The organism is Candidatus Arsenophonus nilaparvatae, from assembly GCF_045346035.1.
GTDB classification, from domain to species: domain Bacteria; phylum Pseudomonadota; class Gammaproteobacteria; order Enterobacterales; family Enterobacteriaceae; genus Arsenophonus; species Arsenophonus nilaparvatae.
Genome location: NZ_CP158507.1, coordinates 741,721 through 755,443, shown reverse-complemented (window position 1 = coordinate 755,443; position 13,723 = coordinate 741,721). Strand labels below are relative to the sequence as shown.

General features: G+C 37.4%; 13 protein-coding genes. 12 read left to right on the top strand and 1 reads right to left on the bottom strand.

The window, feature by feature from the left end:
• Window positions 1-158: 158 nt before the first annotated feature.
• The 9 genes from ndk (at window position 159) to der (ending at window position 9,642) form a co-directional block, all read left to right on the top strand.
• Complete coding sequence (gene ndk / locus WH390_RS03665) at window positions 159-584, top strand: nucleoside-diphosphate kinase (protein ID WP_032114743.1); 426 nt, start codon at window positions 159-161, stop codon at window positions 582-584.
• 187 nt (window positions 585-771) lie between these two features.
• On the top strand, window positions 772-1,941 hold the full coding sequence (locus WH390_RS03660; protein WP_032114742.1) for a bifunctional tRNA (adenosine(37)-C2)-methyltransferase TrmG/ribosomal RNA large subunit methyltransferase RlmN: 1,170 nt from the start codon (window positions 772-774) through the stop codon (window positions 1,939-1,941).
• Between the two features lie 77 nt (window positions 1,942-2,018).
• The gene (locus WH390_RS03655) at window positions 2,019-2,438 is read left to right on the top strand and encodes a tetratricopeptide repeat protein (RefSeq protein ID WP_069187502.1); all 420 of its coding nucleotides are present in this window, start codon (window positions 2,019-2,021) and stop codon (window positions 2,436-2,438) included.
• 99 nt (window positions 2,439-2,537) lie between these two features.
• Window positions 2,538-3,566, top strand: a complete 1,029-nt coding sequence (gene rodZ, locus WH390_RS03650) for a cytoskeleton protein RodZ (RefSeq protein ID WP_032114823.1) — start codon at window positions 2,538-2,540, stop codon at window positions 3,564-3,566.
• Between the two features lie 129 nt (window positions 3,567-3,695).
• Window positions 3,696-4,817 (top strand): flavodoxin-dependent (E)-4-hydroxy-3-methylbut-2-enyl-diphosphate synthase, encoded by a 1,122-nt coding sequence (ispG, locus tag WH390_RS03645; RefSeq protein ID WP_032114741.1) that lies wholly within the window; start codon window positions 3,696-3,698, stop codon window positions 4,815-4,817.
• Window positions 4,818-4,929: 112 nt separating this feature from the next.
• On the top strand, window positions 4,930-6,207 hold the full coding sequence (gene hisS / locus WH390_RS03640) for a histidine--tRNA ligase (protein ID WP_032114740.1): 1,278 nt from the start codon (window positions 4,930-4,932) through the stop codon (window positions 6,205-6,207).
• Window positions 6,208-6,217: 10 nt separating this feature from the next.
• Entirely contained in the window at window positions 6,218-6,838 is a 621-nt protein-coding gene (locus WH390_RS03635) for a YfgM family protein (protein ID WP_032114739.1), read from the top strand.
• A 13-nt stretch (window positions 6,839-6,851) separates the two neighbouring features.
• The gene (bamB, locus tag WH390_RS03630; RefSeq protein ID WP_032114738.1) at window positions 6,852-8,030 is read left to right on the top strand and encodes an outer membrane protein assembly factor BamB; all 1,179 of its coding nucleotides are present in this window, start codon (window positions 6,852-6,854) and stop codon (window positions 8,028-8,030) included.
• Between the two features lie 127 nt (window positions 8,031-8,157).
• Window positions 8,158-9,642 carry a ribosome biogenesis GTPase Der gene (gene der, locus WH390_RS03625; RefSeq protein ID WP_032114737.1) on the top strand — a complete coding sequence of 495 codons (1,485 nt, stop codon included), beginning with the start codon at window positions 8,158-8,160 and terminating at the stop codon, window positions 9,640-9,642.
• Window positions 9,643-9,683: 41 nt separating this feature from the next.
• Here der and hemF read toward each other — a convergent pair whose 3' ends face one another.
• Window positions 9,684-10,592, bottom strand: coding sequence for an oxygen-dependent coproporphyrinogen oxidase (gene hemF, locus WH390_RS03620; protein ID WP_032114736.1), 909 nt, complete (start codon window positions 10,590-10,592; stop codon window positions 9,684-9,686).
• 647 nt (window positions 10,593-11,239) lie between these two features.
• Here hemF and WH390_RS03615 point away from each other — a divergent pair.
• The 3 genes from WH390_RS03615 to cysM all read left to right on the top strand — a co-directional run bounded on the left by WH390_RS03615 (window position 11,240) and on the right by cysM (window position 13,633).
• On the top strand, window positions 11,240-11,674 hold the full coding sequence (locus tag WH390_RS03615; RefSeq protein ID WP_032114735.1) for a GNAT family acetyltransferase: 435 nt from the start codon (window positions 11,240-11,242) through the stop codon (window positions 11,672-11,674).
• 295 nt (window positions 11,675-11,969) lie between these two features.
• On the top strand, window positions 11,970-12,575 hold the full coding sequence (locus WH390_RS03610; protein ID WP_032114734.1) for an RpoE-regulated lipoprotein: 606 nt from the start codon (window positions 11,970-11,972) through the stop codon (window positions 12,573-12,575).
• A 176-nt stretch (window positions 12,576-12,751) separates the two neighbouring features.
• Window positions 12,752-13,633, top strand: coding sequence for a cysteine synthase CysM (cysM, locus tag WH390_RS03605; RefSeq protein ID WP_032114733.1), 882 nt, complete (start codon window positions 12,752-12,754; stop codon window positions 13,631-13,633).
• Window positions 13,634-13,723 lie beyond the last annotated feature (90 nt).

The following is a 13,723-nucleotide window of genomic DNA, read 5'->3' as shown; positions in this document are numbered from 1 at the left end:
TAACAAAATTTATCGTTAAGTGGGCAATTGAATTGCCAATATTTATAATAGCTAGCTATTTTGCCTTAATAAAATGATGATAAATCTTTTTCTTGGCGGGCAGAATGGATGCAAGGCAAAAATATCCTGATGAAAAATAACAGCTAAGAGGATTTCTAATGACAATACAACGCACGTTTTCCATTATTAAGCCAAATGCAGTTAAGAAAAATGCTATTGGTGCGATTTATGGCCGGTTTGAGCAAACTGGATTCGAAATTATCGCTGCTAAAATGGTGCATTTAAGCGAAGAACAGGCAGCTGGATTTTATGCTGAGCATAAAGGTAAGCCTTTTTTTGCTGGATTAGTCGAGTTTATGACCTCAGGCCCCATAATGTTGCAAGTTTTAGCCAGTGACGATGCTATACAGCGCTATCGTGATTTGATGGGCGCAACGGATCCTGCTAAGGCATTGCCTGGGACATTACGTGCTGATTATGCTGATAGTTTTACCGAAAATGCAGTCCATGGTTCAGATTCTGTCGTGTCAGCAGAGCGAGAAATTGCTTTTTTCTTTACTGATGACGAAATTTGTCCGCGTTAACAAACAGAAATAGGATATTATTAGCAAAATATTAATAAAGTTTGTAAAATACCATGCCTTGTTAAGTGATTTATTGACAAGGTTATGGCATATAAAGCTATTAAAATAAGATTTAATGCCAATAAATATAGTTAATTATTAAAAATCTACAGTTTTCGCCGAAAAGTGTAATAACGAGGCAATAAAAATGTTTCAATCTAAAACAACAGCGCAGTGTGTGCCCTCTTTTTCTCCTGTTACCAAATCAACAAAAATTAATTTGTTAGATATGGATCGTAAACAGATGCGGCAATTTTTTAGTGACATGGGTGAAAAACCATTTCGAGCCGATCAGGTAATGAAATGGATTTATCACCACTGTTATGATGATTTTGATTTGATGACTGATATCAATAAGGTGTTGCGGACTAAATTAAAAGCAGTTGCAGAAATTCGGGCGCCTGAAATTGCGCAAGAGCAGCGCTCTGCTGATGGCACTATCAAATGGGCAATCACGGTAGGTGAGCAACAAGTCGAAACAGTCTATATTCCTGAAGATGATCGAGCGACACTTTGTGTCTCTTCTCAAGTTGGCTGTGCCCTTGAATGTAAGTTTTGTTCAACCGCTCAACAAGGTTTCAATCGTAACTTACGCGTTGCAGAAATCATAGGCCAGGTGTGGCGGGCTGCTAAAGTCATCGGCTCTTTAAAATCTAGTGGCCGGCGGCCAATTACCAATGTTGTGATGATGGGAATGGGAGAGCCCCTATTAAATCTAAACAATGTTATTCCAGCAATGGAAATTATGATGGATGATTTTGGCTTTGGATTGTCAAAACGACGGGTGACTTTATCGACGTCTGGTGTTGTGCCTGCGCTTGATAAATTGGGTGATATGATCGATGTTGCTTTGGCAATTTCCTTGCATGCTCCGACTGATGAAATTCGTGACCAGATTGTACCTATTAATAAAAAATACAATATTGAAACCTTCCTGGCTAGTGTTCGGCGTTATCTCACTAAATCTAATGCAAATCAGGGACGTGTTACCGTTGAGTATGTGATGCTAAATGGTGTGAATGATAGTATTGAACATGCTCATCAGCTCGCTGAATGTCTTAAGCATACGCCTAGCAAAATTAATTTAATTCCTTGGAACCCATTTCCTGGTGCACCATACAGCCGTAGTTCTAATAGTCGTATTGATCGTTTTGCAAAAGTATTGATGAAATATGGTTATACTACTATTGTGCGTAAAACACGTGGTGATGATATTGATGCGGCCTGTGGTCAATTAGCGGGTGATGTTATTGATCGAACAAAACGAACATTGAAAAAACAGCTTGTTGGTGAACCAATTATAGTAAAAGCAGTCTGAATATTAATTATGTAAATAAAGGGAATTAGATATCATAATTCCTTTTATTACCAGCTATATAAACAAACGAGAGTGATATGATAAGGATATCTATCATTAATATTCTATTGTTAGTGGGTTTATTAATAGGATGTACTAGTATTAATAAAGACCTTGATATTGCGATTGTGACACGGACACAGCTAGGCATTGCTTATTTATCAGCAGGGAATTATCCAGCAGCATCTTATCATTTTAAGAAGATAATGCTGGCAGAGCCAAAAAATGGGATAGCAAATTTAGGCATGGCGGTCATTATGCGTCAGCAAAAGCAACCAGATTTAGCATTAAAATATTTTAAAGTGGCAATTCGTTCATCAGCAATCAATAATACAAGTATGCGATATTATTATTTAGACTTTTTATGCTCTGAAAACATATCTGAGGAGATAATTAAATTGAGGAAAGAGGAAGAACGTAGTGGGCTGAATTGTCAAAATATTTCAAAAGTAAAATAAGAAATATTATCGGTATGAAGGTTTTTTATTAACTTATAGATGAAGTTTTTTAAAAGCCTTCATGATGTTAAAACTCAAAAAAGACCAATATTTCCGCGAATGAATAGCAAACCTAAAACAGAAAAAACAGAAATCACCGTTGGCCAACGTTTATTACAGGCACGGGAAACGCTTGGTCTTTCCCGAGAAATCGTTGCCGAGCGACTTTGCTTAAAAGTGTGCACAGTACGTGAGATAGAAGAAGACAGCAATTCCCATAATGTTGATCCTACTTTCTTGCGTGGTTACATTCGTTCTTATGCAAAATTAGTGAAAATTCCAGAAAAAGAAATTCTTGAATTATTGGATAAACATACACCAGCAAAAGCAGCTGTAGTTTCTCCTATGCAGAGTTATTCTCTAGGAAAAACCCGTAAAAAACGCGAAGGCTGGTTAATGAAATTTACCTGGCTAATTATCATTATTTGTATTGCTATGGTAGGTATTTGGTGGTGGCAGGGTTATAAAGTACAAAAACAAGAAATTGCCACGATGGCTGAACAGAATCGCTCGAATACTGCTCAAATGCCAGCAGATCCAGCTTCTTCTACTCCTGGTGAAGTAGCAGAGACTGAACAAAATAATTTAAATACATCGTCGACAGAAACTAATGTACAGCCGGTAACCTCATCGATAGCTAATAATGTCGTATCACCGGCGCCTAAAACGCCATTAACTTCTGAAACACCAAAAAATAGTGATATAAATGCTAATATCGAGTCAGTAAATCCAGCAGAAGTAAAAACAGTGCCATTGCCAGGCAGTATGAATAATAATAGTAATCCAGAACGAGATAGAACAGCAGAGGCTTCTGCGGATACTGATGCTGCTAATATAGAATCTGGTGATGGAGTTGTGATGAACTTTAAAGGGGAGTGCTGGTTAGAAGTTCTTGATGCTAAAGGTAAGATTTTATTTAGTGGTATTAAAAATGCAGGCCAGAAACTTGAATTAAATGGTGAACTTCCTTATCAATTTAATATTGGTATACCCGCCAATGTTAATCTGTTATTCAAAGGTAATTCCGTTGATCTAAATCGCTTTATTAAAGCTAATCGTCCAGCCAAGTTTAAATTGCCTGGATTGTAAATGAATATTGTAAGACAACATCTATAAATAATGATAAATTGTGAACAAATAAGAAGCCATCGTCAATTCGATGGCTTCAATTATAGAAATAGCGCAACTTATTAAACATGGATGTTGAAGGAGAGTAATATGCATAATCAATCACCGATAAAAAGGCGTAAATCAACGCGCATTTATGTAGGAAATGTTCCCGTTGGTGATGGTGCACCCATCACAGTACAATCTATGACAAATACGCGGACAACGGATGTTGAAGCGACAGTTAAACAGATTAAATCTTTAGAACGAGTGGGCGTTGATATTGTGCGTGTTTCTGTGCCTACAATGGATGCAGCAGAAGCGTTTAAACTTATTAAGCAACAAGTTAATGTTCCTGTGATTGCTGATATCCATTTTGATTATCGTATTGCACTAAAAGTAGCTGAATATGGTGTGGATTGTTTACGTATCAATCCAGGTAATATTGGTAATGAAGAACGTATTCGTCAGGTTGTTGACTGTGCACGTGATAAAAATATTCCTATTCGGATCGGCGTTAATGGTGGTTCATTAGAAAAAGATATTCAAGAAAAATATGGGGAACCCACGCCAGCAGCGTTAGTTGAATCGGCTATGCGCCATGTGGATATATTAGATAGATTGAATTTTGATCAGTTTAAAATTAGCGTTAAAGCTTCAGATGTTTTTTTGGCTGTAGGCGCATATCGTTTACTAGCTGACAAAATTAATCAACCTTTACATTTAGGTATTACCGAAGCGGGTGGAGCGCGAGCCGGTTCGGTGAAATCTGCTATCGGATTGGGAATGTTATTGTCTGAGGGGATTGGTGATACATTACGGATTTCATTAGCTGCTGATCCAGTTGAAGAAGTTAAAGTCGGTTTTGATATTTTGAAATCTCTGCGTATTCGCTCGCGAGGTATTAATTTTATTGCTTGTCCAACCTGCTCACGTCAAGAGTTTGATGTCATTGGTACCGTTAATGCATTAGAAGAACGGTTAGAAGATATTATTACTCCGATGGACGTTTCAATTATTGGTTGTGTTGTTAATGGTCCTGGTGAAGCCGAGGTTTCTACCCTTGGCGTCACAGGGGCAAGAGCAAAGAGCGGATTTTATGAAGACGGCGTTCGTCAAAAAGAACGTTTAGACAATGTTGATATGATCGATCAGTTGGAAGCTAAAATTCGGGCAAAGGCCGTTATGTTGGATGAAAATCGGCGGATTGATATTGAACAATTAGATAAATAATTTAATCATATTGGCTCATAAAGTAATGAGCCAATTTTGTTTATGGATTGCACCCTGTTAATATTCACTTTTATAATCCATATTATGGTAGATTTTTAAATAGAGAAATAACGTGGCTAAAAACATTCAATCTATTCGCGGTATGAATGACTGTCTTCCTGCCGATATTCAATTCTGGCAAAAAATTGAAAGTAAATTAAAACAAATCCTTGCTAGTTATGGTTTTAGTGAGATTCGAACTCCCATCGTAGAGCAAACCTCATTATTTTCTCGCGCAATAGGTGAGGTCACTGATGTAGTTGAGAAAGAGATGTATACCTTTGATGACCGGGATGGTGACAGTTTAACACTGCGTCCAGAGAATACAGCTGGTTGTGTACGCGCTGGGATCGAACATGGTTTATTGTATAATCAGCAACAACGTCTCTGGTATTTAGGCCCGATGTTTCGTTATGAGCGGCCACAGAAAGGGCGTTATCGCCAATTCCATCAGTTAGGTGCAGAAGTTTTTGGTTTAGCCGGGCCCGATATTGATGCCGAACTTATCATGATGACAGCACGTTGGTGGCGTGAGTTGGGGATCGCTAACCATGTTTCACTGGAATTAAACTCGATTGGTTCATTAGCGGCGCGCGCAAAATATCGTCAGGCATTAGTCACTTTTTTGCAACAGTATGAAGATAAATTGGATGAAGATTGCCGACGTCGACTGTTGACTAATCCGTTACGCATCCTTGATTCAAAAAATCCTGATGTGCAAAAACTGCTTAATGATGCGCCATTACTTGCTGATTATCTTGATGATGACTCGAAACAACATTTTACTGGAATTTGTAAATTACTTGATGCAGCAGGCGTTCAATATCGAATTAATCAACGTTTAGTTCGTGGTTTAGATTATTATAATCGTACTGTATTTGAGTGGGTTACTGATGCATTAGGTGCGCAGGGTACGGTATGCGCCGGCGGTCGCTATGATGGTCTGGTCGAGCAGCTCGGCGGGCGGGCGACCACCGCGGTAGGTTTTGCGATGGGAATGGAGCGCATGGTGTTATTGGTGCAACAGCTTAATCCAGGTTTTGTTGCTGACTGTACCTTAGTTGATGTTTATTTGGTTGCTTGTGGTGAGGCAAGTCAACAGGCAATATTAGTCCTGGCGGAAAAAATTCGCGATAAAGTGCCAGCTTTGAAATTAATGACTCATCATGGTGGAGGTAACTTTAAAAAACAGTTAGCTCGCGCAGATAAACATCAGGCGAAAATTGCCCTAATTTTAGGTGAAGATGAGTGTCAATCGGATGAAGTCACAATAAAAGATTTGCGTACCGGCGAACAGGAAAAAATTTCTCAGCAGAATGTTGCTGTACGTTTGGTTGAACTTTTAGGTTAAAGGAGACTCTGTGGAAGTCTATACCACTGAAAACGAGCAGGTAGATGCTATTAAACGCTTTTTTGTTAACAATGGCAAAGCGTTAGTAATTGGGTTAGCTGTCGGAGTTGGCGCGATTATTGGTTGGAATTATTGGCAATCACATCAGGCAAATCGTTTGCAAGAAAGTGCTCAAGCCTTTGAACAAATTTCATCTCAATTGCAGACAGGTTCAAAACAAGCACTGGCTGCTGGCGAACAATTTGCTAATGAAACAAACAATATTTATGGTGTATTGACCAATATTGAACTTGCCAAAATTGCGGTGGAAAAGAGTGATATTGCTGGTGCAGAAAAAGCATTACTAAAGGCATTAGCAGTAGCAAAATTAGATGATCTTAAAGATTTGATCAATGTCAGATTGGCACGCGTACAGTTAACTTTGAACAAGACAGATCAAGCACTGATTACTTTGACTCAAGTACAGGATAAAGGATGGAGTACGATTGTTGAAGATATTCGTGGCGATATATTATTGAAAAAAGGTGATGTTGCTGGCGCTCGTGCAGCTTATTCTAAAGGAATTGAATCAACTGGAGCTGAAATGATGAAGACAATATTAAAAATAAAAATTAATAGCTTGCCAAACTAAGAGGAATATTAACATGCAATTGGCTAGAACGCTCTTGGTTGGTTTGTTGGCAATGACTTTATTAATGGGATGCTCAACGGAAAAAGATTCTATCGTAATGTCTCCTTTACCTGAGGTTGACAATCAATTTACCCCCTCTATCATCTGGCATCGCTCGATAGGGGATGGTAGTGGAAAATATTATTCTCAACTTTCACCAGCTTACGATGATTCTGTTGTTTATGCAGCCGATCGTAAAGGAACGGTGAAAGCAATGGATGTTGATTCAAGTGAGATACTATGGTCAATTGATTTATCAGAACATGTTGGTTTTTTCACGGCTAATTTACCGGCCTTACTTTCCAGCGGATTAACGGTTTCAGGAGATAAGCTTTATATAGGGACAGAAACTGGCAAAGTTATCGCATTGAATAAAGCCGATGGAGAAATGGCATGGGAAACAGATGTTGCCGGAGAAGCACTTTCGCAGCCAGTAGTGAGTGACGGTTTGGTATTGATCCATACCAGTAACGGTGTGTTACAAGCGTTAGATGCACAGACTGGACAAAGTAAATGGAGTATTAATTTAGACACCTCGACATTATCAGTAAGAGGAAAGTCAGCGCCAGCTACTGCTTATGGCGTCGCGATTGTTGGTAGTGATGGTGGTCGTATTAGTGCCATAATGCTTGCTCAAGGGCAGATTGCCTGGCAACAATATATTTCTCAGATCCGTGGCGCAACGGAAATTGATCGTTTGCACGATGTTAATATGACGCCGGTTATTGATACTAATTCAGGCGCTATCTTTGCTATTGCGTATAATGGTGATTTAGTTGCAATGGATATGCGCTCTAGCCAAATTATCTGGAAGCGTGATCTAGGCACGGTGAATGATATTATTGTCACCAATGATATTATCTACTTAGTTGATCAAAATGATCGTGTGCTGGCCATTCGTAAAAATGATGGTGTCACTTTATGGACACAAGATGCTTTATTACATCGCAATTTGACCGCACCGGCTATTTATGATGGTTATTTAGTAGTTGGCGATGGTGAAGGTTATCTTCATTGGTTAGATACCCAAGATGGTCAATTTGTGGCACAAAATAAAGTTGATAGTTCGGGCTTACGCAGCCGTCCGATTATTGCCAGTGATAAATTACTTATTCAGGCAAAAGATGGAACTGTATATCTGATTGAACGTTAATTGCCTGACATTTTCTTATTTTCCAGATAGAATTAACGGCTGCTGATTTACGCAGCCGTTTTATTTTTTAGTATTCTGAAGATTGGAATCAGAATACCGATTTTAATTTTTATGAGGCATCTTAAAAATGATACCTGTCATTGCGCTAGTAGGGCGTCCAAATGTAGGAAAATCTACCTTATTTAACCGATTAACTCGAACTAGGGATGCGCTGGTTGCTGATTTTCCTGGTTTAACCCGTGACCGAAAATACGGCACCGCAGAGTTTGCAGGACAGGAATTCATTATTATTGATACCGGTGGTATCGATGGTTCAGAAGAGGGGATAGAAACCCATATGGCTTCTCAATCCTTACTAGCGATTGAAGAAGCTGATATTGTTTTTTTTATGGTTGATGCGCGTTCAGGATTGATGCCGGCAGATTATGAGATTGCGAAACATTTGCGCAGTCGCAAAAAGGATAGTTACCTGGTAGCAAATAAAACTGATGGTTTGGATATCGATACAGTTTTAGGTGATTTTTATGCACTTGGGATCAAGGATATTTATCCCATTGCCGCATCTCATGGACGTGGTGTTACTCAACTGATTGAAAAAGTGGTTTCTCCCTATTCGCCGCAAAAATCAGCCAATGATATTGAATTGTCGGCAGAGGAGGCTAATGCAGCTTATTGGCTTGCTCAGGAAGAGAAAGAGGCGCTTGATAATAATAGTGAAGAAGAAGCCTTTGATCCGCGTTCACTACCGATTAAGTTAGCGATTGTTGGTCGGCCAAATGTTGGTAAATCAACCTTAACTAACCGTATTTTGGGCGAAGATCGAGTAGTTGTTTATGATATGCCAGGTACAACGCGGGATAGCATTTATATTCCGATGGAACGGGATGGATGTGAATATATACTGATTGATACAGCGGGTGTGCGTAAGCGCGGAAAAATAACTGAAACGGTCGAAAAATTTTCGGTGATCAAAACGTTGCAATCAATTGAAGATGCTAATGTTGTTTTACTGGTTATTGATGCTAGAGAGGGTATTTCTGATCAAGACTTATCATTATTAGGTTTTATTTTGAATGCAGGGCGTTCTCTGGTGATTGTAGTCAATAAGTGGGATGGCATGTCGCAAGAGGATCGTCAATCGGTTAAAGATATGCTGGATTTGCGATTAGGTTTTATTGATTTCGCTAAAGTGCATTTTATTTCAGCGTTGCATGGTAGTGGTGTTGGTAATTTATTTGAGTCTATCCATGAAGCTTATGAATCGGCAACACGGCGAGTAAGTACAGCCTTATTAACACGTATTATGAAGATGGCAGAAGAAGAACATCAGCCACCCCTGATACGAGGTCGCAGAGTGAAAATGAAATATGCTCATGCCGGCGGTTATAATCCACCGATTGTGGTTATCCATGGCAATCAAGTTGCTGAATTACCCGACTCTTACAAACGTTATTTAATGAACTATTTTCGTCGCACATTACAGGTTATGGGGACACCGATTCGTATTCAATTTAAAGAAGGCGCTAATCCTTATGCCGGCAAGAAAAATAAATTGACACCAACGCAGCTACGTAAGCGTAAACGTCTAATTGCCCATCTTAAAAAACGTTAATAACAAATTGCACACTTAAAAAATAAGTGTGCTGCTAATATTTATACCCACTCTTTTTCGATTAAAAAATGATTATAAAGTTTTTCTTCATCTGAATTGGACTCAGGATGATAGTTATATTCCCAGCGTGCTAGTGGTGGTAAGGACATTAAAATTGATTCTGTTCTACCGCCAGTCTGCAGCCCGAACAGGGTTCCACGATCGCATACCAGATTAAATTCTGCATAACGTCCTCGGCGGTATAATTGAAATTGGCGCTCGCGTTCACTCCAAGCTGTTTGTTTTCTTTTTTCAACAATAGGTAAATATGCCTTAAGAAAACCATTGCCAATATCCTGAGTAAAGTGAAAGCAGGTAGTAAAATCGGGTTGGTTTAAATCGTCAAAGAAAAGGCCGCCAACCCCGCGTGGCTCATTGCGATGTTTGATAAAAAAATAGCGATCACACCATTTTTTATAGTTGGGATAAATTTCTTTTCCATAAGGTAAACATAGAGACTGCGCAATCTTGTGCCAGTGTATAATATCTTCTTCAAAGCCATAATAGGGAGTTAAATCAAATCCACCACCAAACCACCATACTGATGGTTCACCTGGTTTTTCTGCAATGAAAAAACGGACATTAGCATGGGCTGTTGGAATATAAGGATTGAGTGGATGAGTAACTAAAGAAACTCCCATTGCTTGATAGCGACGACCTACCAGTAGTGGACGATTTTCTGTGGCAGAAGCAGGTAAATGCTCACCACTTATATGGGAAAAATTGACTCCTACTTGCTCAAAAATCGTCCCGTTTTTTAATATACGGCTACGACCGCCACCTTTTTGTTTATGTTGCCAGTTATGTTCGGCAAATTTTGCGGTGTTATCGATATGTTCAAATTGCTGACAGAGCTTATCTTGCAAAGTGAGAAGAAATGCCTTCACTGCATTAATATCAGGTATATTCATAACATTGCTTTTGATTATTATTAGAGTAGTAGATTAGCGGTTAATTATACACTCAATACGGTCTGAATACATTTTGTTATTGATTGGATCTTTTAGTATTGCAATAACGATAGCAAAATATTAAGCATGACTGCCTATAAATATTAATAGTAGAGTTATGCATGTATCAGTGAATCAAGTAAGCTAATTATAGTCTATTCAAAAACTGTCGTTGTTGGCAGTTTAAGTCTATGGTTAATACTATAATTGTCGGTTAGTAAAGTTAACCACAACCCAATTTCGGCTAAAAAGCAGAAGTATTTATCTATTCTCTTATTGTCAGAATGGAATGGATTTAATATAAAATGAATTTTAGCCAATAAAATTCTGATATTATTTAGTGTTGGTATTATTATTTTAGTAAATTTTAATTATTTGCTATTGAAAAGCCAAGTAGAGCGGTGTTAAATAAACAGAATAATAAATTTACGTAATAACCATATGATTTTATTGTAAATAAATTAAATTATTTAAAAGTGAAATAATGATTTATGGAGTATAAAATCAACATTTTCGGCGCTATCTTATTCATTTTATTTTGCTACCATCATTCTTGTTTAGATAATAAGAATGCCAATCTTTATTCTTCACTAAGTAGGTAAAAAAATATGGAAATAAGAACCTTTCAACAAGATGATTTTGAAGAAATTATCACATTATGGGGGCTTTGTCAGCTAATTCAAACAGATAGAGATCCTGAAGCAGATATCGAGCGTAAAATGTTATCGGGGGCAGATCTTTTTTTAGTTGCTGAAATGGCAGGTGAAGTTGTTGGTACCATCATGGGAGGATACGATGGTTATCAAGGATCTGCTTATTATTTAGCGGTGCACCCTGAATACCGTGGTAGAGGGATTGCCAATGCATTAATTAGTCGTTTAGAAAAAAAATTAATTGCTAAAGGTTGCCCACAAATTATGTTTTTAGTACCTGAAGAGAATGACGCTACCATCTGTATGTGTGAGAAAATGGCTTACGAAGAGTTACAACAGGAAAATATTTTATACACTAAACGATTAATTGATGATCAAGCGTTTGAGTGATTAATGCAATTAATTTGATGATAGCAATATTTATCTTTTTTGATATAAAATTTTATTAATTTATTTTTTGTGAAAATTTTTTATCGGTATTAGTGGGTTATTTTTAAACTGTCAGATTAATAAAAGTTAATTTCATCTTTATTTGGAAAAAACTTGTTTTACTTACTTTTTTGTAGATTATTAACTTGTATTCTATCACGCTGCTAATTTCACACATTATAAACAAATTTTAAATAAAATTATTAATATTTTTACTTTTTTTATTATATTGTAAATTAATTTTAAGGGGTTTTTTATGCCACAACTTTTTGGCAACAGCCGATTATTTTGGTTAAAAGTGTCATTTGCAACAAGTCTATTATCACTAACCGGATGTAGCAGTATTTCATGGTCAAGTTTATATCCAATGAATTGGTTTGCCAGTTCAGTTAAAATTTCCTCTACCGGAGTTGGTCAAATTAATAAAATGACCCCGATGGAAGAGCAGATTATTGCAGCAGCGTTAAATAACCGATACCATTTTCGCTCTGGAATGCAAATTGAGCAGGGGCAATTAATGTCTCTTTTCCAAGGTATAAATAATTTTCAAGAAAAGATAGTTATTTATGGTGTTGAGAATGGGGAAGTTAAGCGAATCGAAATCGTGGATGAAGATATTAAAACAGTATGGGATACAAAAATAGGAACACTATTCTCGCAAATCTATCAAAACGCAGTGCAAGGTAGTTGTTACCCTGATTCAAAGCAAACCAATATGTTAACTATCAATTGTGTTTCTCCTCAATCTAGGCATGTTACTTATCGTTTTACTGGCAAATGGAGTGGTCCCAAAAATCTAGTGCCATCAAATGATGTTTTAGCTAATTGGAAAGTAAGTGGTATTATTTGGTCTGCACAATAATGATTTAATTTAGTAATAAATTATATCAAGGTATGACATAAAAATTGAATTGTTTAAATCCTTTAATCAAAGTTGCATATTATAACTTTGTTGCAAGGATTATCAGCTATTTTTGTTGTTTATGTTGCTATTAGCGTTGTTTTATTCTTTATAATAAAAATAATTAGGTAAATAATGTGGATTATTTGGAAAAATTTATTGGTAATACGCCACTAGTTAAGCTAAAAAGATTGACTAAAAATAGGGATGCTGAAATTTGGGTAAAACTAGAGAGTAATAATCCTGCCGGTTCAGTCAAAGATAGAGCAGCCCTTTTTATGATCCAGCAAGCAGAAAAACGAGGTCAAATTACACCTGGTGATACCTTAATTGAAGCAACTAGTGGTAATACAGGGATCGCATTGGCAATGATAGCCACCATAAAGGGATATAAACTAAAATTATTAATGCCGGAAAATATGAGTGTTGAACGTCAGTCAGTGATGCGAGCTTATGGTGCTGAAATAGTTTTGGTTAGTGAAGCGGAAGGGATGGAAGGGGCACGTGATCGTGCATTAGAGATGCAATCTCGAAATGAAGGTAAAGTGCTTGATCAATTTAATAATTTTGATAATCCATTAGCCCATTTTATGACGACAGGCCCTGAAATTTGGCGTCAGACAGCAGGGCGGATCACGCATTTTGTCTCAAGTATGGGGACAACTGGGACAATTACCGGTGTCAGCCAATATTTAAAATCTAAATCAAATAAAATAGAAATTATTGGTTTGCAACCAGCAGAAAATAGCTATATTCCAGGGGTTCGGCGCTGGTCTCAAGATTATATTCCAAGTATATTCAGATCTGCACAAGTTGATAGAATATTGGATATCACTCAGATAGAAGCAGAACAAATGATGAAGAGCCTAGCAATAGATGAAGGTATCTTTTGTGGTGTTAGTTCAGGAGGCGCTGTGGCAGGGGCATTACGCGTTGCTAAACAGAACCCTGGGGCAGTTATTGTGACTATTATTTGTGACAGAGGGGATCGTTATCTTTCCACCGGATTATTTAATTGAATTAAATAATATCAAAGATAAATAGTTGTTTATAGTAAACAATCATTGTTATTAAATAGCGAAATAGCGAAGAAGTTCCCTTCATTAATA